Below are 25,509 nucleotides of genomic sequence, written 5' to 3'. Positions count from 1 at the left end.
TATTATGATATAATCATATCAAAAAAAGGTAATAAATGATACTTATAGCGGGGCCTTGCGTAATTGAAAGCAAAGAACAAATATTTAAAATTGCAAAGTATTTAAAACCTTACAGTGAAAAGTACAATTTTTATTTCAAAGCAAGTTTTGACAAAGCAAACAGGACTTCACTTGCTTCTTTTAGGGGCCCGGGAATTGACAAAGGACTAGAAATATTAAACGAGGTAAAAGAAAAATTCGGATACAAACTGTTAACAGACGTGCATGAAACATGGCAGGTAAAAAAAGCCGCCGAGGTTGTAGATGTTTTACAAATCCCCGCATTTCTTTGCCGTCAGACAGATTTACTCGTTGAAGCTGCAAAAACAGATAAAATTGTTAATATTAAAAAGGGGCAGTTTATGAACCCGGAAGATATGAAATATTCTGTTTTAAAAGTTTTAGAAACCAGAGGTTGCAGAGAAGCTAATTATGAAAATTCAAAAAAATACGGTGTATGGCTGACTGAAAGAGGAACAACATTCGGATATGGAAACTTGGTGGTTGATATGAGAAGTTTGGTCATTATGAAAAATTTTGCACCGGTTGTTTTTGATGCAACCCACAGTGTTCAAATGCCAGGGGGCGCCGGTGGTAAAAGCAGCGGAAAAAGAGAATATGTTGCACCTTTAGCAAAAGCTGCCGCTGCAGTTGGGGTTGACGGATTTTTCTTTGAAACACATTATAACCCGGATGAGGCTTTGAGTGACGGGCCTAATATGATCACACCACAGGAACTTCAGAATATTTTAAAAGATATTGACTGCATAAATAAATGTAAGGAGAATTGATGAATATAATTGAAGGAAATTTACAACTAAACGGAAATGAAAAAATAGCGATAATTGCAAGCAGATTTAACCACCTGATAACAGACAGACTGGTAGAGGGTGCAAAAGATGCCTTTTTAAGAAACGGCGGAGTGGAAGAGAATTTAAGTTTAATTTTAGTCCCAGGTGCATTTGAAATTCCTTTTGCACTAAAACGTGCAATAAAAACAAATAAATTTGACGGTATTGTATGTGTCGGGGCTGTAATCAGGGGTGCCACACCACATTTTGATTATGTGGCGGCGGAAGCAACAAAAGGAATCGCAAACACAACACTTCAATCGGATACACCTGTAACTTTTGGACTCTTAACAACAGATACAATCGAACAGGCAATCGAAAGGGCCGGAACAAAAGCCGGAAACAAAGGTTTTGAGGCAATGCTGGGACTAATTGAGATGATTAATTTATACAAAAAAATATGAAATTTAAATTTGGTTTAAAAAACAAATATGATTTAACTATAATAATTGCAGGGACTGTTTTATTAGTAAGCGGAGCGTTTTTGAGATTTTTCAAATATCTGATGCCCCCTGCCACAACCAAAGAATTATCTTATTTATTGGGAATTGAATTTATAATTTTTATATTACTATTATTTATAAAAATCTGGAGGAAAACATGGCAACAATAACTCACGCAAGAGAAGCGGTGGTTCAAACACTTTATGCAAATGAGATGGGAAATGATGATGCATTTAATCAGTTTGAAGAAATACTTAAAGACAAAAAAGTAAAAGGCGAAAAAGCTAATTTTGCTAGAAAACTTTTAAAAGGTGTTACTGAAAATTTAGATAAAATCGACAGGGTTATAAAAGACCATCTGATAGACTGGGATTTTGACAGATTGGATAAAGTTGACAAACAGATATTAAGGCTTGGAGTTTATGAAATACTATTTACCGACACTCCTTATCAGATTGTAATAGATGAAGCTGTAAAAATTGCTAAAAATTTTTCAGAAGATAAATCAAAAAGCTTTATTAACGGAATTCTTGACAAAGTAGCAAAAGAAAAAGAGACTATTTTAAAATCTCTGGTTTAAACTCTTCAGGGAGTTTATTTTTATCTGTTTTTAACAGATCTTTTTCCACTATTCTAAAAATTTTGTCTTTATTTTTAATTTTTTCCAAAATATCTTTGGCATAAATTTTTGGAAGTGATAGAAATACTTTTTTCTGAGCGTGTTCTTCTATCAACATATCAATATCTTCAGCCACGTCTTTAACAGCTTCATTGATAATTTCCTGTTTTAAAGTATGTTTTTCACCGCTTGTTGCCCTGTCTAAAAATCCAGGTTTATAAGTAGTACCTGTTGTATCTGTAATTAAATCCTGAAGTTTTTTGTGAGCTTCAACCACATCAATTGCTCTTATTAAATCAAGTTTTATTTCATCTGGTTTTAGCCCCGCTTCCGCTTCCGGGGTCCTAGGATTTGCAATGTATGCTTTTATTTCTCCAAGTCCTGCAACTATTACTAAATCACCAACTTTCATTCTTAATCCTTTTTTATTTAATTATACTTAAATTTTAGGCAAATGCCAATTATTTATATAGGCAAACACCCTTAAAACAATCCCGAAAATGAAAATAAAAGGGATAATAAAACCAAAATGGAAAAAATACAAAATAAAACCGATTAAAATACTTACAGTACCGTAAAATTTTTCTTTTAATATAAAAGGCACTTCATTTATTAATATATCTCTAATCATACCCCCACCTACCGCCGTAATCAAAGAGAGAAACACCACTCCAAAAATATTAAACCCTGCTTCTAGCGCAGCCAATGCACCTGATATGGAAAAAGAGGAAAGACCTATTGCATCACTTAAAACAAAAATGGTTTTATTTTCAATATTTTTTTGATGAATTTTTAAATATATTCCTGTTATAACCACTCCTAAAACAATACTTCCGGCAAGTGAGTTATTAAAAGCAAATATCTCCCTGCGAGTTAACAAATCCCTGATAATTCCCCCTCCTAGAGCTGTAAAAAAAGCACTGAGTATTATTCCAAGCAAATCCAATTTATTTTTAACCCCTATTATAAATCCGCTTATAGAAAATGCTATAATCCCTATAATATCGGCAATTTCTAACATTTTATCCTCTGTGCGTGGGTAATTGCCACAGCAATTGCATCTGTAATGTCCAGAGGTTTTATCTCCCCTCTTATTCCCAAAATCTTTTTCACCATAAACGCAACCTGCTCTTTTTTTGCCTTTCCATTTCCCGTTACCGCCCTTTTTACCTGAAGAGGCGTATATTCACTGAAATTTCCGTGAATTTGCAAAATTCTAAGACTCAAAGCCCCACGAAACTGAGCCAATTTTAATACGGTTTTCGGATTAAATGCATAAAATATATCTTCAATCGCCACTTCTTCAATATCGTCGCTGTAAATATTATCAATTCCCTCTATAAGCTCTGCCAGTTGATACTGAAGCATCTTTTCTTTGATTTTTATTATACCGGCATCTATTAAATGAATTTTTGGATTTGTCTCAATAATTGCATATCCGCATCTTATAGTGCCAGGGTCGATTCCCAAAATTTTCATTATTTCCTTTCACATATTTTTCAACTTTTATTCACACTTTTTTCACTATGTGAATAACTCTTATAGACATTTATTTTTGCTTATGGTAAAATTAAATTCACATAAATTTTCACATAATCTTCAATATGTGAATAAAAAACTTTTCACATAAAATTTAAAGGATTACATTGAATATTTTTGAAAAAATAAAAAATCAGCTAAAAAGTGAAAATCCTGTGAATTATAATAAATTTTTAAAAAATTTGATACTCGATGAAGATAATTCAACATCTTCACATTTAATAATAAAAGCTCCGAATATATTTATAGCCACATACATCAAAAGAAAATATTTACCAAAAATATCTGTATTATATGAAAAAGAAACAGGAATAAAACCGAACATAGAAATAATTACAGGAAAAATAAAACCCAAAATCACCAATATAGAACCAATCCAGACAACAACCCAAATTTCAGTTTTAATCCCAGAATATACATTTGAAAGTTTTATAGTAGGACCGTCAAACCAGTTTGCATATACTGCAGCAAAAAGTGTGGCGGAAAACCCGGGAAAAAATTATAATCCACTGTTTATTTACGGAGGCGTCGGACTTGGAAAAACACACTTACTTCAGGCAATCGGAAATTATCTAAAAAACAGACTTAATGTACTGTATGTGACAAGTGAACAGTTTATGAATGAATTTATTGAAAACATAAGAATGAAAACACCGGAGAGATTTCATGAAAAATACAGAAACTGCGACGTTTTATTAATAGATGACGTGCAGTTTTTCGCGGGAAAAGAGCAGACTCAGGAAGAATTTTTTCATACGTTCAATGAACTCTATAATCAAAAAAAACAGATATGCCTCACAGCCGACAGGCCACCTAAAAAACTTTATGATTTGGTAGACAGACTAAGAAGCCGTTTTGAAGCAGGACTTATCGTGGATATCCAGCCTCCTGAACTTGAAACCAAAATAGAAATTATCAGAAAAAAATGCGAACTAAACGGAATTTATCTGCCAGATGAAATAATAGAATACATTGCAACCAAACTTGATTCAAACATAAGGGAAATTGAAGGTATGATTACCAAAATAAACGCTATGTCAAAAATTTTAGGTGTAAATGAAATAACACTTGATTTTGCAAAACAGGCATTAAAAGAACACATCAAAGACAAAAAAGAAAATATTACCCTTGAAGATATAATAGAGCTTATTGCAAAAGAATTTAATATAAAACCTAGCGAAATAACATCAAAAAGCAGAAACAGAAACATAGTACAGGCCAGACGTTGCGCAATTTATCTTGCAAGAGAATTTACACAAGAATCAACTCCAAAAATTGCAACTTATTTTGGATTAAAAGATCACAGTGCTGTAAGCCATGCCATAAAAAGCTTTAACAAAAAATTAAAAGAAGATTCTAATTTCAGAATGAAAATAGAAGAGCTTAAAAGTAAAATACAACTTAAAAAAAGTGAATAATGTGAATAAAAAAGTTTTTCACATTCACGGATATTTTTTCGCTATAATGGTAAAAAATAAAGTTTTTCACAAATTAACGATGCTTATTATTACTACTATAAAAATATAATTTAAGGAGAAACAAATGCATATAAAAATTGAAAAGCCTCTAATAGAAAGTATACTCTCAAACGTTCAGGGATTTACAGAAAAAAAAGACAACACTCAAATAACATCACATATTTTAATAAATGCAGACGACAAACTTACAATTAAAGCGACAGATAAAGAGATAGGAATAAAAATAACAACCGACTGTGAAATTATTAAAAAAGGCAAAATTACAATCAATGCAAAAAAATTCAACGACATTATCAAAGCTTTAAAAAATAAAGAAATAGAAATATATTCCCAAAACAATAAAATCGTAATAAAACAGGATACTTCAATATATCAATTAATTTCATTCGATCCAAACCAGTTTCCTGAATTTCCTGATACAAATGATTTAGAAGAAATAAACGTAAACATTGAAGAATTTCAGGATGCAATCAAAAAAATCTATCCTGTAATTGATAACAACAATCCAAAATATGAATTAAACGGAGCACTTTTTGATCTAAAGGAAAAAAGCAATTTTGTATCAACTGATACCAGAAGACTTGCAATATACTATTCAAATGCCAAAGCTAAAGAAAACAAAATAATAGTACCAAAACGATCTTTGGCTGAAATTAAAAGAATAATAAGAGATGATATGAAAATATTTTATGATGATGTGTATTTAATTCTGGAAAATGATTCAACTTTCTTTTTCACAAAATTAATCAATGGAAAATTTCCAGCATATGAAAAAATAATACCTCAGCAACTAAAATATGAATTGGAAATTGATAAAAATGAATTTCTATCGCATCTAAAACAAATAAGTATCATTTCAAATGAAGTAAAGATCAGTATTAAAAATAATTTAATAGAATTTGAAAGTATTTCAGAAGAGAGTATGCAGGCCAAAACAAGTTTTGAAATTAACAGCGATATCGAACAATTCACTTTTGCTGTAAACAGCAAATATATTATAGATTTCTTAGCTGTAATAGATACAGATACATTTACTTTGGGAATAAATGAACCGAATATTCCTTTTGTGTTGAAAAGTGAAAATTTTCTAACAATAGTAATGCCACTCAATATTTGATATAATATTAATAAAATAGATTTTAAAGGTAATTAATGGGAGAATATAAAGCTACCAATATTAAAGTTTTAAAAGGTCTTGAGGCTGTTAGAAAAAGACCTGGAATGTATATTGGAGATACCGGGGTAAAAGGTCTCCATCATTTAATTTATGAAGTTGTTGATAACTCCATTGATGAAGCAATGGCAGGTTATGCCGATAAAATAAAAGTAAGAATTTATAAAGACGGAAGTGCCGAAATTGAAGATAACGGGCGTGGAATTCCTGTAGATATCCACCCAGAAGAAAAAATCCCGGCAGCTACCGTTGTTTTAACAGTGCTTCACGCAGGTGGTAAATTTGACAATAAAACATATAAAGTTTCAGGGGGGCTCCACGGAGTAGGGGTATCTGTAGTAAATGCCCTAAGTAAAAAACTTGTAATGACTATTAAAAGAGACGGAAAAATTTACAGGCAAGAGTTTGAGAGAGGAAAACCTGTAACTGACCTTGAAATAATCGGTACTACAAACAGGACAGGAACATCAATCAGATTTTGGCCGGATGATGAAATATTTGAAACTACAGAATTTAAAAGCGATATTTTAAGAAAGAGATTAAAAGAACTGGCATATCTTAACCCGAATATTACTATTGAATTTGAAAATGAAAATGACGGGATTAAAGAGAGTTATCATTTTGAAGGCGGTATAAAGGATTTTGTTAAAACCCTTACAAACAAAGAATGTGTAACAAATGTAATTTATACAAACGATCACTATGAAGATGAAGAAAAAGCGCTGGATTTGGAAATTGCACTTTGTTATGACACCGGTTATGATGAAAAGGTTTTAAGTTTTGTAAACAACATCCGTACACCTGAAGGTGGAACACACGAAAGCGGATTTAAAGCTGGGCTTTCCAAAGCTGTAATAAATTACATAAATAAAAATGTTAAATTAAAAGAAAATATAAAAATTACAGGTGACGATGTAAAAGAAGGGCTTAATGCAATAGTCAGTGTTAAGATGAGTGAACCTCAGTTTGAAGGACAGACAAAAGGAAAACTCGGAAGCAGCTATGTAAAACCTATTGTTCAAAAGGTAACTTACGAATTTTTAACAAGATTCTTCGAAGAAAATCCAAATGATGCAAAAATTATTGCTGATAAAGCAGTAGCGGCTGCCAGAAGTAGGGTTGCCGCAAAAAGAGCCAGGGATTTAACAAGAAAACAGGCAAAAGTGGGGGTTGGAACACTACCTGGCAAACTTGCTGACTGTCAGAGTAAAGATCCTGCCGAATCAGAACTTTATCTGGTTGAGGGGGACAGTGCCGGAGGTAGTGCGAAACAGGGTAGAGATAGAGTGTTTCAGGCAATTTTACCTCTTAGAGGAAAAATACTTAATACTCAAAAATCTAGTGATTCCAAAGCTTTAAGTAGTGAAGAGATTAAAAACATAATTACCGCACTTGGTACCGGAATAGGGCCTGATTTCGATATTGATAAAATAAGATACAACAAAATCATTATTATGACAGATGCGGATGTTGACGGAAGCCATATTCAAACGCTTATTATGACATTTTTCTTTAATCATTTAAGAGAAGTTATTGAAAAAGGGTATTTATATATTGCCCAGCCGCCGCTTTACAGATATAAAAAAGGAAAAATAGAAAAATACCTAAAAGATGACAAAGAATTAAACGAATTTTTAATCGAACAGGGAATTAATGCAATTAATATCGAAGGTGTGGGAAAACCGGAACTTAAAGAACTGCTTAAAAATGCAGCGTTTTATAAACTTCTTTTAAATAAACTCTCCCTCAGGTTTAATATCCCGGAAGTTATAAGATACTTGGTTGAACACGATTCAACGGATGGACTTGAAGAATATTTAAAATCAATCGGATTTAATATTATTTCAAAACACAATAACCATTATTATATTCAAACAGCAAGAGGGCTTGAAGAAATTACAATTGATGAAAAATTACTAAATCATCCTTTATTTATTGAAGCTAAAAAAGTATATGCTAAACTTAAAGAATATAAAGATTTAATTGAAGGTGATTATCTTAAACTGCTTGATGAGGTAATGGAGAAAGCCAGAAAAGGAGCAAATATCCAAAGATACAAAGGTCTAGGGGAAATGAATCCGGAGCAGCTGTGGGAAACTACAATGAATCCTGAAAACAGGGTACTGGTGCAGGTTACAATGGATGATGCCGAGGAGGCTGCCAAAAAATTTGAACTTTTTATGGGAAGTGAGGTGGCTCCAAGAAGGGAATATATCCAGGCAAACGCAAAAGAGGTAGAAAACCTAGACGTATAAGGAATAAAATGAATGAATTAAAATACGGTGAAAAAGAGATAATTGAATTTAATCCGCAAAATTTGGAAATATGGCCGAATAAAAACAAAAAAAATTATTTAATTAAAATTACCCTGCCTGAATTTATGTGTAAATGTCCAAGAAGCGGGTATCCTGATTTTGCGACTGTTTATCTTGAATATATTCCGGATGAATGGGTAGTGGAACTAAAAGCCCTTAAACTTTATATAAATTCTTTTATGAACAGATACATTTCCCACGAAGACAGTGCAAATGAAATTTTTGATACGCTTTATAATAAACTAAAACCGAAATATATGAAAATTACAATGGATTTCAATCCAAGGGGAAATGTCCATACAGTTATAGAAATAGACAGTGAAAGAATTGAAAAATATGAAAATAACGGCACTAAAGAATAATTACAAACCGACAGACATCGCAGTAGGGAGTGCAAGAAGCTGCTATTTTGGAAAACATATTGTAACTCCTGAAGATGCAGCCAACTGGGATAAAAAAAATGAACTATTAAGTTCTATTTTTAAAGCGGGACATCATACAACGCTTATGCATTATCATTTTACTTTTTTGATAGAGGGAATGAGCAGGCTTTTAATTTGGAGACTTTTGCATTCCCATCCTTTTTACAATTCTGAACAAATCTCCCAACGTTATGCAAAAATGAAAATAGACAATTTTACTTATCCGAAAAATGCCGATAAAGAAAAATGGCAGAGTTTTTATGAAGAAATGTTTAGTTATTATGAAGATTTAATAGAAAAACTAATTCCTATTATTGAAAAAATATTGCCTAAATTTCAAAAAAAATCAGCTAAAAAAAAGGCTCAGGAATTCGCAAGGTATCTGCTTCCGATGGGTATGAACGCCCATCTTTACCATACTGTTAACGTAATTACGGCCCTTAGATATATTACAGCTGCAAAAGTTATTCCTGAAGCCAAAAATGAAGCAAAAGAATTTATAAAACAGTTAAAAGAGCAAATGCTTGAAATTGATGAAGAGTTAAGACCGTTAATTGAATTTGCGGAAAATGAAAATGTGATTTTCCCTGAAATTGATATTAAAAAGATAAAAGAAAAACATAATATTAAAAATGAACAAGTAAAAGTTTTTGATATTGTAGATTATGATTTTGAACTTAATGCAAATTATGCAGGGGTTATGAGGCTTAGCAGTATGTATCTTGATGAATCAATTCTTGGGAGTTTTAATTCATATATAAAACTCTCACTTTCAGCCGATGCACAAAATCAGCGTCACAGACGCTCCCCTGCAATCAGACCAAAGTTAAAAGATATTTATAAAAAAGATTTTTATATTCCACCTGTTATTGAGGAAAATAAGGAAGTTAAGGATATTTATTTAAAAGCAATTGACAGAAGTTATGAATTTTTTGAAAAAGAGAGCATTGGTTTAGGTTTTGGGGAAGCTGCATATGCACTTTTGAATGCACATAATATTGAAATAATGGAGCATGATGATTTTAACGAATTTGCCCATAAAGCCCAGATGAGGCTGTGTTACAATGCCCAGGAAGAGATTTTTGATATCGTTTATAATCAGGTTAAACAGTTGAAAAACGCAGGCGTTAGTGCTGCTAGTAAGTTTTTGCCTCCATGTGCCGTAAGATATAAGCAAGGTTTAAGACCGATTTGTCCTGAGGGTGAGAGATTTTGTGGAATTAAAGTTTGGAAGCTTAATTTTGAGGATTACAACAGGATTATTTAGTGGGAGTAAAAGATTATTTATATTCTGAATTCGATAGCAGTATTGTTGATGAATTTTTAATGCTTATGGATGTTATAGAAGATAATTTAGACCTTTTGTTGGAAGAGCTTTATTCCAATCCTGAAGCGGTGAATGATTTATTCAGAATGTTTCATAATTTAAAATCGGCAACAGCATATTTAAAATTAAAAAGAATTTCTAATTATGCACATTTAATAGAAGATATTTTAGATAAAGTAAGAGGAAAAGATAAAATTCCAGAGGATGTGATTGACTGGCTTTTTGAAGCTACGGCACAGATCCATAAATGGTATGAGGATATTGAAAAAAACAGGGAACTGAGCCCTGCTGATATGAGTATTTTAAAAAAACTGCCAAAGGTTTAGTGTGCAAAAAGTGTTTGAAGAAAGAGTTAATAAAATTAATCCAGAAATATTAAAAGGTTTAAAAGAAAAAACAGAGTTTTCGTTTAGAATAAACAGACATAAAGCCGACCTTGAAGCAATAGATGAGCTAAAAAAAGAAGGATTTTTTCCAAAACAGGTTAAATGGAGCAAATATGTTTATACTTTACCTATTGTTGAGAGAAAAAAAATAACAAAATCCTCTGCTTATACCCAAAATAAAATTTATATTCAAAATCTCTCATCAATTATTGCGGCACTTAGTCTTAATGTGAATGAAAATGACTGGGTACTTGATTTAGCGGCGGCACCGGGCGGAAAAAGCCTAATTTTCAGCGAAACAGCAAGAAAAGTAAGTAGCGTTGAGCCTGATAAAAAAAGATTTTTTAGAATGAAAAGAAATTTTAAAGAACACGGGGCTAAAAATATTCAGACATATAATAAAGACGGGCGTTTTGTATATAAGGCAACCGGGGAGATGTTTGATAAAGTCTTTTTAGATGCTCCCTGCAGCAGCGAAGCCCATATTGACGGGGAGGTTACCTGGTGGAATTTAAAAAGGGTTAAAAGATTTTCAAAACTTCAAAAAGAGCTGATTATTTCTGCTTACGAGTCACTAAAAAGCGGCGGAAAGATGATATATGCAACCTGTACTTTTTCTCCGGAAGAAAACGAAGAAAATATAGACTTTTTACTTAAAAAATATCCAAATGCCGAAATTTTAAAGGTAGATTTACCAATTGATAATATTCAGGAAGGCATTACCAAGTGGGAAGATAAAGAATATTCAGTGGAAGTTAAAAAAAGTGTAAGAATACTCCCAAAAGGTGCATACAGCGGATTTTTCTTTTGTAAAATCAGGAAAAATTAGTCTTTAAATTTCTCTTTTGCCACTTTCAGTGCACTTATTACATCATCTATATTTTCATATGGAATATGGGCTTTCCAGTCCGGTTTTTCTCCGTTTATTGAAATACCGATGCTTACAACCGGTTTGCTTCCTTCTCCGTATGGTTCTTCAATATGGGTTATACTGATAACCCCTTCTTTTGTATGTGCTAAAGGAAATTCTGCAATGGGAATAACTTTTTTCATTTCCCCTCCTTTTTTATTTATTATATCATATCTAAAAAATTTTCAATTTCTCTTTGCAGATGTTTTAAATCTTTTGAATTGTCTATTATAAAATCAGCTCTTTTTTTCTTTTCTTCAATGTCCATTTGATTGTTTATAATGGATAATGCCCCTTTTTCATCAACCATGTCCCTGTTCATTACCCTTTTAATCTGAAGGTCTTTTGGCGCGTAAACTACTAATACTTTATCAAATTCGTCATAATTTTGCTTTTCAAAAAAAAGAGGCAAATCCACAAAATAAATAACACCGTCTTTTTCATACTTTTTGGCTAAATTTAATACTTTTTTTTTAACTTCAGGTAAAATTAAATCTTCTAAAATTTTTAGTTTTTCTTTATCGTTAAATACAATCTTTCTAAGCTCTTTTCTGTCAGTTGTGCCGAAAATTTCTTTAATTTTTTCTTTTTTATTTTCAAAAATTTTTTTGCTTATTTCATCGGCATCTATTATTTTGTATCCATAAAGTTTAAGAAATGAGGCAACCGTGCTTTTGCCGGTACCCACTCCTCCTGTTAGAACAACTGCGTTTTTAAATTTTTTATTTTCCATTATCCATTATCCATTTTACATTTTTATAACATCTTTTATTTCTTCAAAAATATATTTTGGAAGTACAAAAGAAGCTAAATGTATGTCTGTATGGTAGTAATATGCATTTTCAACAAAATCGCTTCTGTGTCTTATAATATCGGCTGTGGGGTGAGGTTTTTTGCTTGCAAATACAAGTGCGTGAATTTTATCGTCTTCAATGTAATAATAAGGTAGGACAATATAAAAAACTTTGCTTAAATTTTCAAACAGCGCCTTGTCTGTTAAACTCTCAGCAGTGGTGATATATACACCTTTGTCGTTTAATTTTTGATACATTCTGATATAATCAGTAGGTCTCTCTTCAATGATTAAATCATATTTCTCTTCAGTATCTTCATTATAAATTTCAAATTCAGCAGTAATTATTTTTTTAAATTCGTTATTAAATTCGCTTGGGGTTAATACTTTTGTTCCCTCACTTACGCAGGCCCCAACTAATGCCATCATTTCTTTTTTTATCTGACTCATTGTAATCCTTTTTTGGCTAAATATAGCAAAAAAAATTGAAATTTCAAAAAAAATTGGCTATATTAAATAAAAATACTTTTAAGGTTAAAAATGGTTGCTCATTTATGCTGCAGTGTTGATGCAGGATATTTTATAAAAAGACTTCAAGAAGATTTTCCGAATGAAAAAATAATAGGCTATTTTTACGATCCAAATATTCATCCATACAGCGAATTTAAATTAAGAAGCCTTGATACAAAAAGAATTTGTGAAAAACTCGGAGTTGAGTATATTGAAGGTGAGTATGATTATGAAAGCTGGTTAAAAGCGGTTAGGGGAAAAGAGTTTGAACCTGAAAAAGGGAGCCGGTGTTTTATATGTTTTGACCATTCCCTTGAAGCTACGGCAAAATTTGCCAAAAAAATAGGTGATAATAAAATCACAACCTCACTTCTTATGTCCCCGATGAAATCTCAGGAGCAACTTGCATCTATCGGCAGGGTGGTAAAAAGAAAATACGGGGTTGATTTTTTGGTAGTGGATTACAGAAAAAAAGGCGGGACTCAAAAGCAGCAGGAATTTGCAAAAGAAAATCAGCTTTACCGTCAGGATTACTGCGGATGTATTTATGGAATCTGGCAGCAGAAAAAAAATCAGGAAGTTATTGACGAATTAATTTCTCCTTATCCTTTTCAAATACTGCCTGCAAGTATTGAGGAGAGACTTGTATTTTATGAAAACAGGATAAAACTAGAAGAAAAAGGAATAGATTATAAAATTGTTAAAGAGAGTTTTTTAAATTACAGATTGCTTCGATCTAATATGAAATGGAAAATGGAAAATGGAAAATGGGAAAATTTAATTCATTATACGCTTTTTTATTCTTATCTTGAAAGAAAACAGAGAGTCAGAATTGAATATGTAAAAGATGAAGTAGCTTATGCAAACAGGGCAAATGTTATTTTTATTCCAGTAAATAAATTGAATGAAATTTTAGACAAAAATTATAAAAATATAAAAGAAATTTATTATAACCCGTTAACAATTGAGGAGGAATTAAAGCTCAGGGAATTTCTTACAAAAACGCCTTTTAATCTTTCTCCTGTAATAATTTTAGATGAGTTTGTTCCAACCTCTATCGATATTGAAATCAATGCCAAAATATATCCTGACACACGCGAAATTTTGATATAATTTTTAAAAAAAGGATACAATAAATGGTTTATGATGTTATGCAGATTCAAGATATGCTTCCTCACAGATATCCGTTTTTATTGGTGGATAGAATTACCGAAGTAAAAAAAGGCGAATATGTAAAAGGATATTTAAATATATCCATTACAAATGCAGTGTTTCAGGGTCATTTTCCGGGACATCCTATTTATCCGGGGGTTTTAATAATTGAAGGAATGGCCCAGACCGGGGCAATTTTACCGTTTACCGTAATGGATAAAAATGAATTAAACGATAAGGTTGTATATTTTATGAGTATTGATAATGCCAAATTTAGAAAACCGGTTCGTCCTGGTGATAGGCTTGAATACAGGGTTTCAACTATAAAACACAGGGGGAAAATCTGGCATTTAAAAGGTGAAGCTTATGTGGATAATGAACTGGTAAGTGAGGCTGAATTAAAAGCTATGATAATGGATAAATAATGAAAGCAATTGTTAAAGGAAAAGTTGGCAGAAACTGTAAAATTGGCGAGGGTGCGATTATTGATGAATTTGTTGAAATCGGAGATAACTGCATAGTTGAACCGTATGCCGTAATTACAGGTTATACAAAAATAGGAGATAACAATCATATTTTTTCCCATGCAGTTGTTGGCTCAATCCCTCAGGATTTGAAATATCACGGGGAAAAAACTTATTTGGAAATCGGTGATAACAATAAAATCCGTGAATTTACTTTAATAAATCCAGGAACTGAAGGCGGTGGAGGAGTTACTAAAATAGGAAACAACAATCTTTTAATGGGTTATGTTCATGTTGCCCACGATGTAATAATAGGGGATAACTGTATTTTGGCCAATGCCGCTACTTTAGCCGGACATGTGGTTTTGGAAAACAATGTGGTAATCGGGGGAATGACTCCCATTCATCAGTTTGTAAAAATAGGAGAATTTGCAATGGTGGCTGGAGCTAGTGCCGTAAGTCAGGATATTCCTCCATATTGTCTGGCTGAGGGTAACAGAGCGAAATTAAGAGGCCTTAACCTTACGGGACTTAGAAGAAATTTAGAAAACAGAAATGATATAGATGAAATTAAAAAGGCTTATAAAGAGTTGTTTGAAAGCGGAAAACCGCTTCAGGAAACAGCAAAAAAATTACTCTCAAATACTCAAAACAGATATGTAAAACATCTATGTGAGTTTGTATTAAATTCAAAAAGGGGAATACCGTATGTTAGAAAAGTGTAGTTTTTGTGGTAGTGTAGAAAGCGAAGACAATCCGTTGTTAGCTGCACCGGACAATAAGGCGTTTATTTGTAAAAACTGTGTACTTACAGCTTATGAAATATTAATGGGGGCTGAGGTTAAAAAAACATCTAAAGAAAAATCTTATGAAATAAAACTGTTAACACCAAAAGAGATAAAAGCTCATTTGGATGAATATGTAATAGGACAGGAAAGAGCGAAAAAAATTGTATCGGTTGCTGTTTATAACCATTATAAAAGAATACTTTACGGTGATAGTAAAGACGTAGAAATTCAAAAATCAAACATCCTAATGATAGGACCGACAGGTAGCGGTAAAACATTAATTGCAAGAACTCTTGCAAAACTTCTTGATGTTCCTCTTGCAATCGCCGATGCAACTTCACTTACAGAGGCCGGATATGTCGGTGAAGATGTTGAAAATGTTTTATTAAAACTTATTCAGGCTGCTGACGGGGACATTAAAAGGGCTGAAAAAGGGATTGTATTTATAGACGAGATTGATAAAATCGCCAGAAAAAGTGAAAATCCATCAATTACAAGAGATGTAAGCGGTGAGGGTGTTCAGCAGGCGCTTTTGAAGATTATTGAAGGAAATATTGTAAATGTTCCTCCTCAGGGAGGCAGAAAACATCCTCATCAGGAATTTATACAGGTAGATACAACCAATATTTTATTTATATGCGGTGGTGCTTTTGACGGACTTGCCGAAATAATTCAAAGAAGACTAGAAGGTTCAACTGTCGGATTTTTGGGAAATACAAAAGCCAAAATGAAAAAAGATGATATTTATGCTCTTGCAGAACCAGAAGATCTGGTTAAATATGGGCTTATTCCAGAACTTATAGGAAGACTTCCTGTAATTGCAACTTTAAAAGAGCTTGATGAAGATGATTTAGTAAGAGTACTCACTGAGCCAAAAGATGCATTGATTAAGCAATATCAGGCTCTTTTTGAAATGGACGGTGTAAAACTTACTTTTGAAGAAGATGCCCTAAAAGCTATTGCTAAAAAAGCAATTGAAAGAGGTACTGGTGCCAGGGGGCTTAGGGCTATTTTAGAAGAAGCAATGGTTGATATTATGTTTAATTTACCTGAATACAGAGGTTATGAAATAATAATAACCAAGGATGTAATAGAAAACAAAACTGAACCAATTCTTATAAAAAGGAACACAGATGTTAAATAAATTACTCGGACTTTTCAGCAGTGATTTAGCGATAGATTTAGGTACTGCAAATACATTAGTCAGCGTAAAAGGCAAGGGTATTGTAATAAACGAACCAAGTGTTGTGGCTATTCAGGATGATAAATATAAAAGAAAAGTTTTAGCAGTTGGTCATAAAGCAAAAGAAATGGTTGGAAAAACTCCTAAAAATATTATTGCAATCCGTCCTATGAAAGACGGAGTAATAGCAGATTTTACTGTAACGGAGGAGATGATTAGACATTTTATTCAAAAAGTACATAACAGAAAAACATTAATACGTCCCAGAATTGTAATATGTGTTCCTTTTGGACTTACTCAGGTTGAAAGAAAAGCTGTAAAAGAATCGGCTATGAGTGCGGGGGCCAGGGAAGTTTATTTGATAGAAGAGCCTATGGCTGCGGCAATTGGTGCCGGACTTCCGGTAAAAGAGCCGCAGGGTAGTATGGTTATAGATATCGGGGGAGGTACCACAGAAATCGGTGTTATTTCTTTAGGAGGTCTTGTTGTCAGTAAATCAATAAGGGTTGCCGGAGATAAATTTGATAAAGCAATAGTAGATTACATAAACAAAAAATATAATTTGATAATAGGTGAAAGAACAGCGGAAGAGATTAAAAAAGAAATAGGAAGTGCTGTCAAACTTGAAGAAGAATTGACTTTGCAGATTCAGGGTAAGAACAGAATTTCTGGGCTTCTTGAAACAATTAACGTAACAAGTGAAGATATCAGAGAAGCATTAAAAGAGCCTGTAAAAGATATAGGGGAAGCGGTAAAAGAAGTTTTGGAAGATACTCCGGCAGACTTAGCAGGCGATATTGTAGAAAACGGAATAGTAATGACAGGTGGAGGTGCACTTCTTAGAGGACTTGATACATATATAAGCGATCTTGTTAATCTTCCGGTATTTGTAGCAGAAGAGCCGTTACTTGCAGTTGCAAAAGGGACTGGAAAAGTTTTAGATGAAATTGAACTTCTCTCAACCATAGATGAATAAAAAATTTATAATAATTTTAACTTTTCTTTTTGCTTTTTTATTTGCTTATGTTTTTAAAAATGAAATTATTGAAGCCTCTTTATATGTAAATAAATTTTTAGTTGAAATTAAAAATAACATATCAAATAAAATAAATTCGCATTTTAACCAAGCCAAAAAAATTGAAATTTTGATAAAAGAAAATAAAAATTTAGAAAACAAAATTAATGATTTAAATGCTAAAATTTTAGCATGCAGAGATTTAAAATATTTTAAAATTATAAATAAACCAAACCTCGTTTTCACATATACTATCTCTTATGCTTCTATTCCAGATTTCAGTCAGATTTACATAAGTTATAATAAAAAAATTGACAAACCCAAAGGGCTTGTTTATAATAATTTAGTAGCAGGGGAGGTAATTAAAAATATTGGTAATTTTTCACTGGCTATTCTTAATTCGAATAAAAAAACAAGATACGCCGTTTATATTGGAAAATCCGAAATTCCAGGTATTTTTTACGGTAAAATAGATAGAGTTAAATATATACCAAAATTTAAAGATGTAAAAGTGGGTGATGAAGTTATTACAAGCGGGCTTGACGGAATATTTTATAAGGGTGCAAAAGTTGGTATAATAACTGAAGTTACAGAGAAGAAACTTTATAAAGAGGCTAAGGTAAATCTTTATTATAATAATATGCATCCGGAGTTTTTTTATGTAATTGAAGGAGGTAAAAATGGAAATTGAAAACACACTTAAAAAAATGGGAATAGTTCTTGAAAAATTGGCTGAAAAAATGGATGAATTAGATAAAAGAGTTTCCAGAATAGAAGAAAAATTAGGAGAAGGTGGAAAAAAGTTCTCAAGTCAGGATTTGAAAGCAAATCCGCAGCCTCAAATGCAACAGAATCAGAAAGTTTCTTCAAACAGTTCATTAGGTGGCTTTGGAAGTAGTTTTTTAGGTAGTTTAACCGGTGTAATGGCTGGCATGGGGCTTTATCATTTATTGTTTGATCATTCAGTTACACCTGAAAGTTTGGGAGAGAGTCTTGGTATGAATGAAAATGAAATAGATAATGTGGATTTAGATGAAATAGATGAAAAATTAAATGAAATAGATACAAAACTTGATGAAATAGATGAAAAACTTAATGATAATTTAGCTAATGATGATGTTATGGATAATGATTATTTTGAAAGTTATGAAGAAGAAGCAGGAGATACAGATTTTGAAAGCGGATTTGATGATTTTGACGGATTTGATGATGTTTAATCCACTTCCGAAACTATTTCTTTAATTCCTTTTTTTTCTATTATTTCAATAACTTTGATATCTGGAAAATTTATTTTTAAAAGTTCTTCAACAGAGTTAGGTTTATTAATCGCAATTATTCTTGTAAGTTTTCCCCTGTATGCTTTTGCAAAATGGCTTACTACTTTAGAGTTTTTTATAAATTTAAAAGTAATGGCATTTTTGGGTTTATAAATTTTTTCATAAAATTTGGCCCTTAAGTCTATAAAAATTTCTTTTTCATTTATTTCATCTAAAATAGGGGTAAATATCTCTTTGTGAGCTTTATATATATCAAATCCGGGTTTTGCTCCCTGTTTTAGGGTATAAAAAGGGATAAGGTCTTTTGCGCTTATAACTCCGAAAAGATTGGAAAAAATTAAAACATTTTCATCTATATATGTTTGTGAGTCTATATCAAGTGTAGGATAATCCAAATATTCAAATGCAACGCCTGAATATCTCAAAATCGCTTTTTTGGTAGGACGGGAAAAAACAGAAGTTTTATCATCTCCGAAATTTTTAATATCCTCTGTTTTTTGCAAAAATTTATCATATTTTTTAATTATTTCAACTCTTTTTTCATAAATTTCGAAAAATTTAAAGGAATTTTTATTAATAGGGGGAGATTCTCCCCCTTTTGTTTTTCTCTCACTCGGTGCTAATAATATTTTCATAGTTGAATTATAAATATTGAATTTTCTCTTTTTAGTTTTATTAACGCATCTCCTCTGTCTAAATCTTTTAGCAATTTTTTAATTTCATCTATTGAATGGACTTTAATCCATTTTCCTGTTTTTACTGTTTTTACGGCCAAAATTATGTCTCCTTTTTCAATACCGACCATTGCCGGGTAAGAATTTGGAGTTACTTCAGCCACTTTTACTTCATTTTTCTTTTCAGTTAGAGTCAATCCTTCAAGAAGTTTTATATTTTCTATTTTTTCTTTTTTAGCTTTTAGGGCTTTTAATTTGGCTTTAAGGGTAATATATTCTCCATTTCTGTAAACTTTTAATGTAACAGTACTGCCTGCACCTTTAAAAGCAATTTTATTCCTAAGTTCTCCTCCGTTTTTAACTTCTTCCCCGTCAACAGCTACAATAATATCTCCGGGTTTAATTCCGGCCTTCTCAGCCGCGCTTCCTTTTTGAACTTTATTTACAAGTACTCCATGGTCGATTCCATAAAGTTTTGCTTTGCTTGAATCAATATCACTAATTAAAACTCCGAGATATCCTCTTGCAACTTTTCCTTTTTCTATGAGCGAAGTTGCCACAAATTTAACCATGTTGCTTGGAATTGCAAATCCTATCCCGTTGTTTCCGCCGCTTTTTGAAATAATTGCGGAATTTATTCCGATTAGTCTGCCTTTTAAATCTACAAGTGCTCCTCCGCTGTTTCCGGGGTTAATCGCCGCATCTGTTTGAATGAAGTTTTCATAAGAATTAAGCCCTATTGAAGTTCTGTTTTTTGCACTTATAATTCCGTGTGTTACACTTTCACCCAAACCAAAAGGCTCACCTATTGCCAAAACTATATCCCCCACTTTTGCTTTGTCTGAATCTGTAAAAGTTATAGGTTTTAAATTTTTGGCTTCTATTTTGATTACTGCTATATCAGTACCAGGGTCTGTGCCTATTAGTTTTGCTTTATATTTTTTACCGTCAGATGTTTTTACAATAATTTTTGTGGCACCTGATACTACATGGTTGTTTGTAACTATATATCCGTCTTTTGAAATAATTACACCACTGCCCAATGCATATTCTTTTTGTTCTTTTGGTGTATTTGGAATGTTTCCAAACGGTCCGAAAAATCTTTTAAAAAACGGGTCTTCAAAAAATCTTCTGAACTGTTCAGGTATTTTAATTTTTACTATTTTGGTAGTAGAAATATTTACAACACTTGGTATCACTTTTTTTACAATAGGTGCAAATGATATTACCTGGTTTTGATTTGGTGCAACCCTGTTTAATACAGAATTATCACTCTTTATATTTATATGACCTGCAAACAGTGCGGCAGCCAAACTCAAACTTAACATTAATTTTTTCATAACCTCTCCTTAAAAGTTTTTGTTCTTTATAAGTATAAATCTTTTTTATTAAAATGGGGTTAAAAAATTAAATTTCTTAAATTTTCCTTAATATAATAATATATTACCACCAGGCTAAAATTTCATCAAAACTGTTTTTATCTTTTTTTAACATATTGTATATATATCTGGCAAACAAATCTGTTTCTATATTCACTTTTTGGTGGATTTTATATTCTTTAAAGAGGGTGTTTTCGAAGGTGTGGGGGATAATGGTAAGTCTGAATCTGTCAGAAAAAACATCATTTACTGTTAAACTTACTCCGTCTATTGCAATAGATCCTTTTTCGGCAATATATTTCATAATTTTGGGATCTGTTTTTATAACAATGTCATACGAATTTCTGTTTTTTTTAATTTCAAGTATTTCCCCAATGGCATCAATATGTCCCTGAATTAAATGTCCGTCTATTTTGTCTCCGAAACGAAGGGCTTCTTCCAAATGTACTTTTTTACCGCTTTGATAATTTTCAATTGCAACTTTTTTTTGGGTTTCAGGTGAGAGCTCCACTTCAAATCCGTCGGGAAAAATTTTAGTGACAGTCAGGCACGCACCGTTTACAGCTATTGAATCTCCAATTTGAGGTGTAAGTTTTGAAATGATTCTTAATTTATTGTGACTGTTGCTTTTTATTTTTCCAATTTCTCGTATCAGTCCGTTAAACATTAAAAATACTCCTCAATAAGCTTAATTGCTTCATTAAAATCCGTAACACTGTTCATTTTACTTCTAAATTCGCTGGCTTTTTCTATTCCTTTTGAATAGGCATGAGCATGTTTTCTAAATAAAATTACTCCGTAATCTCCATAAAAATTGTGCATCTGTTTTAGATGTTCAAGTATAACTTCTTTTTTTTGTCCTTTTGTAATTTCACCTTTTTGTTTCATTTCAAGAAAAATCCAGGGTTTTCCTACCGCACCCCTTCCTATTGCGACTCCTGCGGCACCTGTATAATCTAACACGTATTTTGCTTTTTGATAATCTGTAATATCCCCGTTTGCAATTACCGGAACATTTACAGCCTCCACTACTTTTTTTATTTCCTCATAGTTTGCTTCGCCTTTATACATCTGTTTAACTGTTCTGCCGTGAACTGTTAAAAATTCAATTCCTAAATCTTCCAACATTTTGGCTCTCTCAATGGCCACTATTTCATCAAATCCCAGACGTATTTTTGCACTTACAGGTTTTTTTGATGTTTTTACAATGGCTGAAACTATGTCTTTTAATAATTCTTTGTTTTCATCTTTAAGTAAAACTCCTCCAAATCCGCTTCTCCTGGCTTTGTTTACAGGACATCCAAGATTAATGTCAATTCCGTCAATTTCATCATTTTCATTTATCATTTCAACCGCTTTTATTGCATTTTCAGTGTTGTTTGCCGCTAACTGGATAAAATACGGTTTTTCAAGCGGTGATTTTTGCATCATTTTTTTTGTTTTTTGATTATTATATGCAATGGCATTTACATTTATCATTTCTGAAAAGGTTAAATCGCATCCGAATTTTTTCACAACGCTTCTGAAAGGTAAGTCTGTGTAACCGGCAAGAGGGGCTAAAAAAAATTTAGGTGATTGCGTTAAGATATTCATCTACCTCAACTTTAAGACCGCATTCTTTGAGTTTTATCAAGTATTCAAAAAGTTTAAGAGAATGTTCTTCTATAATTTTTTTTGCTTTTTCTATGTGTTCGTATTTTAAAGCGAGATATGCATTTGCATAAGGAAGAGGAGCAGTTAAATCTAATTCTTCATCAGGCGTTCTGGTGGCGTAAATCGCTTTTGCAATTTCTATTTCTTCAAATTTATCAAGTTTTACTTTTTCTATTAATTTTTTTAAGTCTTCATCTTTGATATGGGCTAAAATGATATCTTTTGTGATTGGATAGTCATATTTTAAAATTTCTGAAATCGGGGCTGTTTTAGCAAAAATACAAAAAGCCTCTCTTTTTAGTTCTTCATTTTTAAATCTTTTTAATACTTCTTTAGCGTATTTTTCATCATTTTTGATTCTGTTTTTTACATTTAAAATAAACCATGGATTGTTTTCATCAAGTTTATATTTGCTGATTTCTATAGTTTCTCCATTTTTAAGTTTTTTAATGTCTTCAAAGAATTCAAATTTTTCAGTGGGATTTGGTTCAATTTCCAAACCTTTTATGTTTTTTACAAAATTGTTGCAATATTTGAGGATTTTTACATCTTTTATATTGTTTTTATAAAGGACTGCATTTTTAATATTATTAATCATAATTTCTATATCTTTTTGGATATTCTTTTTATAAAAAAAGTTTTGTAAATGGATAAAAACAAAAAATAGAATGGATAAAATGTAAAATAATCCTAAAAATATCGCTACCCATACAGCATTTGGAATTGATAGATTAATTCCAAAAATGCTGAATGTTGTGGTTGAATTATCTTCCATATAAACAAAAAGCGCTATTAAAGCTATAAAAATAATACTGAAAATAGAATATTTCTTCATTTTTTGTTTTTTCCTTCTTTTTCTATGATTTCCCTACAAATTATACAATATTTTGCATATGGTTTTACTAAAAGTCTATCTTTATTAATAGGTTCTTCACACATTTCGCAAATTCCATAAGTTCCTTCGTCTATTTTTTTAAGAGCTATATCGATTTCTTCAAGCTCATTTTTTAAGGTAATATAAATTTGCTGTTTTCTTCCACTGTCCATTGCACTCATAGCTTCATCACCTTCATCACATACTTCGCTGCATGTCAGTTCTTTTATTTCATTTGTCAAATCATTTAATATTTTAATGATTTCATTTTTTCTCTCAAGAAGTTTTTCTTTAAAAATATGATAGTTGTTCATAGTCATTCTTTCTCCTTATTTATGATATGGATGGTTATTTTTTATAGTAAGAGCTCTGTAAATTTGCTCGAATAAAACTATTTTTGCTATTTTATGGCTGAGTGTTAAAGGTGTTAATGAAATATTAATCCCTTTTTTTTTGAAGTCTTCATCAAACCCCCATGCACCTCCTATGAAAAAATTAATTTTTGGGTATTCAAATAGTTTTGAAAATTCTGTGGAATCCATAAGTTTTCCATCGGGAGTTAATATAATATTAAAACCGTCTTTTGTATATTTTTCAAAAATATTTGAATACTCTTTTTGTGGACTATTTGTTTTAGAAAGATTTTTAGAATAAAGAGTTATATTTTTAACATCTGCAAATGGACGAGATTTTTTTATAAATTCTTCAATTTCTTTTTTAAAATCTTCTTTTTTTTCGATTGAATAGACGTTAATCTGCATATATCACTTCCTATAACTTTTATAGCCGGAATTTTATCATAAATTTTAACTCCTCCTATAACAGCTACATGATGATAAGAATATTTTATAAGATTAATAATTTTTTTTCCTAAAATATTTGAGGTATCTTTTGTCTGAGTTGGTCTGTAAGCCCCAAGCCCTATATAATCAAGCGGAAGTTTATTAGCTTCAAGTATCTCTTCTCTGTTATGGGTGGAAAGACCTACTATAAATGGAGAATGGAGAATGGAGAATGGAGAATCATTTTTCATTTTTAATTTTTTACTATCAATTTTACATTTTACATTATCCATTTTCCATTGTAATAGTTTTCCGTTTTTAAGATTTTCAATAACTTCTTTTTTAGATAGTTGAAATTTTTTACATAAATTTTCAAGGTCTTCCTGTCCTATATGAATACCGTCTGCAAAAGCTAAAAGCTCAATTGTGTCATTTACTATTAACGTTTTTTTCCAGTATTTTCTTATTTCTTTAATTCTTTGCAGCTTTTTTTCAAGTGAAGAATTTTTATCCCTGTATTGGAGATATTTTGCTTTTAATCCTTTGGCACTTTTACAGAAATCCTTAATGGAGATATTGTATTTTTGTAAGCAGTCCCAATCGAGAAGCGCATAAATCAAGAAGCGCTCTTTAGGGTATATTTTAATAAATCTCCGATAGTTTTTTTAAGTTCGTTTCTTTTAATTACCATATCAATAAGACCGTGTTCTAATAAGAATTCAGCTCTTTGAAAGCCTTCAGGTAAATCTTCCCCAATAGTTTGTTTAATGACCCTAGGTCCGGCAAATCCAATCATTGCTCCCGGTTCTGCAATAATAAAATCCCCTAAAAATGCAAATGAAGCGCTGACCCCTCCAAAAGTCGGGTCTGTTAAAACTGAAATATAAGGTAATTTGTGCTCCGCTAAGCTGGCTAATGCTGCTGAAGTTTTTGCCATCTGCATAAGTGAAAAAGTGCTCTCCTGCATTCTTGCCCCGCCGCTGGTTGATACGATTACAAGGCCGCATTTTTTTTCAATTGCTCTTTTTACTGCTCTTACTATCTTTTCTCCCTCAACGCTTCCAAGACTTCCTCCCATAAAATTAAAATCAAAAACAACAAGCTGTGCTAATATGGAATTTATCGTGCATTCTCCGCTTATAACGGAAGAATAATTGCCTGTTTTTTTACTGTTTTCTTCTATTCTTTTTTTATAACTTTTTTTATCTACAAAATTAAGCGGGTCGTTTGGTTTTAAATTTTTGTCATATTCAACAAAAGTGCCCTCATCTGCGAGCAGATTGATTCTATCAATTGCGCTCATTCTAAAGTGATATCCGCATTTTGGACAGGTATTGTTCTGCTTTTGAACTTCTTTATAAAAACTGATAGCTCCGCATGCAGGGCATTTTATCCAGTTGCTGCTTTCATCTTTTTTTGGATGAGGTTTTTTAAATTTTTTCAAAAAATTACTAAATCCCAT

General features: G+C 31.7%; 32 protein-coding genes. 17 read left to right on the top strand and 15 right to left on the bottom strand.

Annotated elements, in window-relative coordinates:
* Positions 1 to 35 precede the first annotated feature (35 nt).
* The 3 genes from kdsA (at position 36) to nusB (ending at position 1,913) form a co-directional block, all read left to right on the top strand.
* A complete protein-coding gene (gene kdsA, locus LNAT_RS00260) occupies positions 36 to 830 on the top strand; it encodes a 3-deoxy-8-phosphooctulonate synthase (RefSeq protein ID WP_096257930.1) in 795 nt (264 codons plus the stop codon).
* On the top strand, positions 830 to 1,294 hold the full coding sequence (gene ribH, locus LNAT_RS00255) for a 6,7-dimethyl-8-ribityllumazine synthase (protein ID WP_096257929.1): 465 nt from the start codon (positions 830 to 832) through the stop codon (positions 1,292 to 1,294). Before kdsA ends, ribH begins: the two co-directional genes overlap by 1 nt.
* Before the next feature lie 196 nt (positions 1,295 to 1,490).
* The gene (gene nusB / locus LNAT_RS00245; RefSeq protein ID WP_096257927.1) at positions 1,491 to 1,913 is read left to right on the top strand and encodes a transcription antitermination factor NusB; all 423 of its coding nucleotides are present in this window, start codon (positions 1,491 to 1,493) and stop codon (positions 1,911 to 1,913) included.
* Here the strand turns inward: nusB and LNAT_RS00240 are convergent.
* The 3 genes from LNAT_RS00240 to ruvC are packed head-to-tail and all read right to left on the bottom strand — an operon-like array spanning position 1,891 to position 3,431.
* Positions 1,891 to 2,364 (bottom strand): host attachment protein, encoded by a 474-nt coding sequence (locus LNAT_RS00240; RefSeq protein ID WP_096257926.1) that lies wholly within the window; start codon positions 2,362 to 2,364, stop codon positions 1,891 to 1,893. The genes nusB and LNAT_RS00240 overlap by 23 nt on opposite strands.
* A gap of 27 nt (positions 2,365 to 2,391) precedes the next feature.
* Positions 2,392 to 2,973 (bottom strand): trimeric intracellular cation channel family protein, encoded by a 582-nt coding sequence (locus LNAT_RS00235; protein WP_096257925.1) that lies wholly within the window; start codon positions 2,971 to 2,973, stop codon positions 2,392 to 2,394.
* The gene (gene ruvC / locus LNAT_RS00230) at positions 2,967 to 3,431 is read right to left on the bottom strand and encodes a crossover junction endodeoxyribonuclease RuvC (RefSeq protein WP_096257924.1); all 465 of its coding nucleotides are present in this window, start codon (positions 3,429 to 3,431) and stop codon (positions 2,967 to 2,969) included. Before ruvC ends, LNAT_RS00235 begins: the two co-directional genes overlap by 7 nt.
* A gap of 167 nt (positions 3,432 to 3,598) precedes the next feature.
* Here ruvC and dnaA point away from each other — a divergent pair, with 167 nt between their 5' ends.
* The 7 genes from dnaA (at position 3,599) to LNAT_RS00195 (ending at position 11,422) form a co-directional block, all read left to right on the top strand.
* Positions 3,599 to 4,909 carry a chromosomal replication initiator protein DnaA gene (gene dnaA, locus LNAT_RS00225; RefSeq protein WP_096257923.1) on the top strand — a complete coding sequence of 437 codons (1,311 nt, stop codon included), beginning with the start codon at positions 3,599 to 3,601 and terminating at the stop codon, positions 4,907 to 4,909.
* 124 nt (positions 4,910 to 5,033) lie between these two features.
* Positions 5,034 to 6,086, top strand: coding sequence for a DNA polymerase III subunit beta (gene dnaN, locus LNAT_RS00220; RefSeq protein ID WP_096257922.1), 1,053 nt, complete (start codon positions 5,034 to 5,036; stop codon positions 6,084 to 6,086).
* 35 nt (positions 6,087 to 6,121) lie between these two features.
* Positions 6,122 to 8,398: a DNA topoisomerase (ATP-hydrolyzing) subunit B gene (gene gyrB, locus LNAT_RS00215; protein ID WP_096257921.1), complete on the top strand. Its 2,277-nt coding sequence runs from the start codon at positions 6,122 to 6,124 to the stop codon at positions 8,396 to 8,398.
* Positions 8,399 to 8,406: 8 nt separating this feature from the next.
* Positions 8,407 to 8,820, top strand: a complete 414-nt coding sequence (gene queF, locus LNAT_RS00210; RefSeq protein ID WP_096257920.1) for a preQ(1) synthase — start codon at positions 8,407 to 8,409, stop codon at positions 8,818 to 8,820.
* On the top strand, positions 8,777 to 10,147 hold the full coding sequence (locus tag LNAT_RS00205) for an FAD-dependent thymidylate synthase (RefSeq protein WP_238593946.1): 1,371 nt from the start codon (positions 8,777 to 8,779) through the stop codon (positions 10,145 to 10,147). Before queF ends, LNAT_RS00205 begins: the two co-directional genes overlap by 44 nt.
* Entirely contained in the window at positions 10,147 to 10,533 is a 387-nt protein-coding gene (locus LNAT_RS00200) for an Hpt domain-containing protein (RefSeq protein ID WP_096257919.1), read from the top strand. The genes LNAT_RS00205 and LNAT_RS00200 overlap by 1 nt, the downstream gene beginning before the upstream one ends.
* A gap of 1 nt (position 10,534) precedes the next feature.
* On the top strand, positions 10,535 to 11,422 hold the full coding sequence (locus LNAT_RS00195; RefSeq protein WP_096257918.1) for an RsmB/NOP family class I SAM-dependent RNA methyltransferase: 888 nt from the start codon (positions 10,535 to 10,537) through the stop codon (positions 11,420 to 11,422).
* Here the strand turns inward: LNAT_RS00195 and LNAT_RS00190 are convergent.
* The 3 genes from LNAT_RS00190 to LNAT_RS00180 are packed head-to-tail and all read right to left on the bottom strand — an operon-like array spanning position 11,419 to position 12,746.
* The gene (locus LNAT_RS00190; protein WP_096257917.1) at positions 11,419 to 11,646 is read right to left on the bottom strand and encodes a hypothetical protein; all 228 of its coding nucleotides are present in this window, start codon (positions 11,644 to 11,646) and stop codon (positions 11,419 to 11,421) included. The two genes, LNAT_RS00195 and LNAT_RS00190, sit on opposite strands and share 4 nt — an antisense overlap.
* A 20-nt stretch (positions 11,647 to 11,666) precedes the next feature.
* Positions 11,667 to 12,236: a dephospho-CoA kinase gene (gene coaE, locus LNAT_RS00185; protein WP_096257916.1), complete on the bottom strand. Its 570-nt coding sequence runs from the start codon at positions 12,234 to 12,236 to the stop codon at positions 11,667 to 11,669.
* Between the two features lie 15 nt (positions 12,237 to 12,251).
* Complete coding sequence (locus tag LNAT_RS00180; RefSeq protein ID WP_096257915.1) at positions 12,252 to 12,746, bottom strand: class I SAM-dependent methyltransferase; 495 nt, start codon at positions 12,744 to 12,746, stop codon at positions 12,252 to 12,254.
* Between the two features lie 90 nt (positions 12,747 to 12,836).
* Between LNAT_RS00180 and LNAT_RS00175 the strand changes: the two genes are divergently transcribed.
* The 7 genes from LNAT_RS00175 to LNAT_RS00145 are packed head-to-tail and all read left to right on the top strand — an operon-like array spanning position 12,837 to position 18,625.
* On the top strand, positions 12,837 to 13,919 hold the full coding sequence (locus LNAT_RS00175; protein ID WP_096257914.1) for an epoxyqueuosine reductase QueH: 1,083 nt from the start codon (positions 12,837 to 12,839) through the stop codon (positions 13,917 to 13,919).
* Between the two features lie 23 nt (positions 13,920 to 13,942).
* The gene (gene fabZ, locus LNAT_RS00170) at positions 13,943 to 14,383 is read left to right on the top strand and encodes a 3-hydroxyacyl-ACP dehydratase FabZ (RefSeq protein ID WP_096257913.1); all 441 of its coding nucleotides are present in this window, start codon (positions 13,943 to 13,945) and stop codon (positions 14,381 to 14,383) included.
* Positions 14,383 to 15,147, top strand: a complete 765-nt coding sequence (lpxA, locus tag LNAT_RS00165) for an acyl-ACP--UDP-N-acetylglucosamine O-acyltransferase (protein ID WP_096257912.1) — start codon at positions 14,383 to 14,385, stop codon at positions 15,145 to 15,147. The genes fabZ and lpxA overlap by 1 nt, the downstream gene beginning before the upstream one ends.
* Positions 15,131 to 16,354 (top strand): ATP-dependent Clp protease ATP-binding subunit ClpX, encoded by a 1,224-nt coding sequence (gene clpX / locus LNAT_RS00160; RefSeq protein ID WP_096257911.1) that lies wholly within the window; start codon positions 15,131 to 15,133, stop codon positions 16,352 to 16,354. Before lpxA ends, clpX begins: the two co-directional genes overlap by 17 nt.
* A complete protein-coding gene (locus LNAT_RS00155) occupies positions 16,344 to 17,369 on the top strand; it encodes a rod shape-determining protein (protein ID WP_096257910.1) in 1,026 nt (341 codons plus the stop codon). The genes clpX and LNAT_RS00155 overlap by 11 nt, the downstream gene beginning before the upstream one ends.
* A complete protein-coding gene (locus LNAT_RS00150; protein ID WP_096257909.1) occupies positions 17,362 to 18,099 on the top strand; it encodes a rod shape-determining protein MreC in 738 nt (245 codons plus the stop codon). Before LNAT_RS00155 ends, LNAT_RS00150 begins: the two co-directional genes overlap by 8 nt.
* Positions 18,089 to 18,625 carry a DUF2076 domain-containing protein gene (locus tag LNAT_RS00145; protein ID WP_096257908.1) on the top strand — a complete coding sequence of 179 codons (537 nt, stop codon included), beginning with the start codon at positions 18,089 to 18,091 and terminating at the stop codon, positions 18,623 to 18,625. Before LNAT_RS00150 ends, LNAT_RS00145 begins: the two co-directional genes overlap by 11 nt.
* Here the strand turns inward: LNAT_RS00145 and LNAT_RS00140 are convergent.
* The 9 genes from LNAT_RS00140 to accD all read right to left on the bottom strand — a co-directional run bounded on the left by LNAT_RS00140 (position 18,622) and on the right by accD (position 25,509).
* On the bottom strand, positions 18,622 to 19,320 hold the full coding sequence (locus LNAT_RS00140; RefSeq protein WP_096257907.1) for a YaaA family protein: 699 nt from the start codon (positions 19,318 to 19,320) through the stop codon (positions 18,622 to 18,624). The genes LNAT_RS00145 and LNAT_RS00140 overlap by 4 nt on opposite strands.
* Positions 19,317 to 20,699: a Do family serine endopeptidase gene (locus LNAT_RS00135; RefSeq protein WP_096257906.1), complete on the bottom strand. Its 1,383-nt coding sequence runs from the start codon at positions 20,697 to 20,699 to the stop codon at positions 19,317 to 19,319. The genes LNAT_RS00140 and LNAT_RS00135 overlap by 4 nt, the downstream gene beginning before the upstream one ends.
* 103 nt (positions 20,700 to 20,802) lie before the next feature.
* Entirely contained in the window at positions 20,803 to 21,405 is a 603-nt protein-coding gene (gene ribE / locus LNAT_RS00130) for a riboflavin synthase (RefSeq protein ID WP_096257905.1), read from the bottom strand.
* Entirely contained in the window at positions 21,405 to 22,331 is a 927-nt protein-coding gene (gene dusB / locus LNAT_RS00125; protein WP_096257904.1) for a tRNA dihydrouridine synthase DusB, read from the bottom strand. The genes ribE and dusB overlap by 1 nt, the downstream gene beginning before the upstream one ends.
* A complete protein-coding gene (locus LNAT_RS00120) occupies positions 22,306 to 23,226 on the bottom strand; it encodes a hypothetical protein (protein ID WP_096257903.1) in 921 nt (306 codons plus the stop codon). The genes dusB and LNAT_RS00120 overlap by 26 nt, the downstream gene beginning before the upstream one ends.
* A complete protein-coding gene (dksA, locus tag LNAT_RS00115; protein ID WP_096257902.1) occupies positions 23,223 to 23,585 on the bottom strand; it encodes an RNA polymerase-binding protein DksA in 363 nt (120 codons plus the stop codon). The genes LNAT_RS00120 and dksA overlap by 4 nt, the downstream gene beginning before the upstream one ends.
* A 9-nt stretch (positions 23,586 to 23,594) precedes the next feature.
* Positions 23,595 to 24,026 carry a 23S rRNA (pseudouridine(1915)-N(3))-methyltransferase RlmH gene (locus tag LNAT_RS00110; protein ID WP_096257901.1) on the bottom strand — a complete coding sequence of 144 codons (432 nt, stop codon included), beginning with the start codon at positions 24,024 to 24,026 and terminating at the stop codon, positions 23,595 to 23,597.
* Positions 23,960 to 24,667 (bottom strand): thiamine phosphate synthase, encoded by a 708-nt coding sequence (locus tag LNAT_RS00105; RefSeq protein ID WP_172413473.1) that lies wholly within the window; start codon positions 24,665 to 24,667, stop codon positions 23,960 to 23,962. The genes LNAT_RS00110 and LNAT_RS00105 overlap by 67 nt, the downstream gene beginning before the upstream one ends.
* Entirely contained in the window at positions 24,664 to 25,509 is an 846-nt protein-coding gene (accD, locus tag LNAT_RS00100) for an acetyl-CoA carboxylase, carboxyltransferase subunit beta (RefSeq protein WP_096257899.1), read from the bottom strand. The genes LNAT_RS00105 and accD overlap by 4 nt, the downstream gene beginning before the upstream one ends.

Origin of the sequence: Lebetimonas natsushimae (assembly GCF_002335445.1) — a bacterium.
Lineage (GTDB): Bacteria > Campylobacterota > Campylobacteria > Campylobacterales > Nautiliaceae > Lebetimonas > Lebetimonas natsushimae.
Note: the sequence above shows the minus strand (reverse complement) of the source record. Positions and strands in the feature narration are given on the sequence as shown.

Coding starts and splice junctions, on each gene's coding strand:
- kdsA (WP_096257930.1), top strand. CDS start 36: ATGATACTTATAGCGGGGCCTTGCGTAATTGAAAGCAAAGAACAAATA.
- ribH (WP_096257929.1), top strand. CDS start 830: ATGAATATAATTGAAGGAAATTTACAACTAAACGGAAATGAAAAAATA.
- nusB (WP_096257927.1), top strand. CDS start 1,491: ATGGCAACAATAACTCACGCAAGAGAAGCGGTGGTTCAAACACTTTAT.
- LNAT_RS00240 (WP_096257926.1), bottom strand. CDS start 2,364: ATGAAAGTTGGTGATTTAGTAATAGTTGCAGGACTTGGAGAAATAAAA.
- LNAT_RS00235 (WP_096257925.1), bottom strand. CDS start 2,973: ATGTTAGAAATTGCCGATATTATAGGGATTATAGCATTTTCTATAAGC.
- ruvC (WP_096257924.1), bottom strand. CDS start 3,431: ATGAAAATTTTGGGAATCGACCCTGGCACTATAAGATGCGGATATGCA.
- dnaN (WP_096257922.1), top strand. CDS start 5,034: ATGCATATAAAAATTGAAAAGCCTCTAATAGAAAGTATACTCTCAAAC.
- gyrB (WP_096257921.1), top strand. CDS start 6,122: ATGGGAGAATATAAAGCTACCAATATTAAAGTTTTAAAAGGTCTTGAG.
- queF (WP_096257920.1), top strand. CDS start 8,407: ATGAATGAATTAAAATACGGTGAAAAAGAGATAATTGAATTTAATCCG.
- LNAT_RS00190 (WP_096257917.1), bottom strand. CDS start 11,646: ATGAAAAAAGTTATTCCCATTGCAGAATTTCCTTTAGCACATACAAAA.
- coaE (WP_096257916.1), bottom strand. CDS start 12,236: ATGGAAAATAAAAAATTTAAAAACGCAGTTGTTCTAACAGGAGGAGTG.
- LNAT_RS00180 (WP_096257915.1), bottom strand. CDS start 12,746: ATGAGTCAGATAAAAAAAGAAATGATGGCATTAGTTGGGGCCTGCGTA.
- LNAT_RS00175 (WP_096257914.1), top strand. CDS start 12,837: ATGGTTGCTCATTTATGCTGCAGTGTTGATGCAGGATATTTTATAAAA.
- fabZ (WP_096257913.1), top strand. CDS start 13,943: ATGGTTTATGATGTTATGCAGATTCAAGATATGCTTCCTCACAGATAT.
- lpxA (WP_096257912.1), top strand. CDS start 14,383: ATGAAAGCAATTGTTAAAGGAAAAGTTGGCAGAAACTGTAAAATTGGC.
- clpX (WP_096257911.1), top strand. CDS start 15,131: ATGTTAGAAAAGTGTAGTTTTTGTGGTAGTGTAGAAAGCGAAGACAAT.
- LNAT_RS00155 (WP_096257910.1), top strand. CDS start 16,344: ATGTTAAATAAATTACTCGGACTTTTCAGCAGTGATTTAGCGATAGAT.
- LNAT_RS00150 (WP_096257909.1), top strand. CDS start 17,362: ATGAATAAAAAATTTATAATAATTTTAACTTTTCTTTTTGCTTTTTTA.
- LNAT_RS00145 (WP_096257908.1), top strand. CDS start 18,089: ATGGAAATTGAAAACACACTTAAAAAAATGGGAATAGTTCTTGAAAAA.
- LNAT_RS00140 (WP_096257907.1), bottom strand. CDS start 19,320: ATGAAAATATTATTAGCACCGAGTGAGAGAAAAACAAAAGGGGGAGAA.
- LNAT_RS00135 (WP_096257906.1), bottom strand. CDS start 20,699: ATGAAAAAATTAATGTTAAGTTTGAGTTTGGCTGCCGCACTGTTTGCA.
- ribE (WP_096257905.1), bottom strand. CDS start 21,405: ATGTTTAACGGACTGATACGAGAAATTGGAAAAATAAAAAGCAACAGT.
- dusB (WP_096257904.1), bottom strand. CDS start 22,331: ATGAATATCTTAACGCAATCACCTAAATTTTTTTTAGCCCCTCTTGCC.
- LNAT_RS00120 (WP_096257903.1), bottom strand. CDS start 23,226: ATGAAGAAATATTCTATTTTCAGTATTATTTTTATAGCTTTAATAGCG.
- dksA (WP_096257902.1), bottom strand. CDS start 23,585: ATGACTATGAACAACTATCATATTTTTAAAGAAAAACTTCTTGAGAGA.
- LNAT_RS00110 (WP_096257901.1), bottom strand. CDS start 24,026: ATGCAGATTAACGTCTATTCAATCGAAAAAAAAGAAGATTTTAAAAAA.
- accD (WP_096257899.1), bottom strand. CDS start 25,509: ATGGGATTTAGTAATTTTTTGAAAAAATTTAAAAAACCTCATCCAAAA.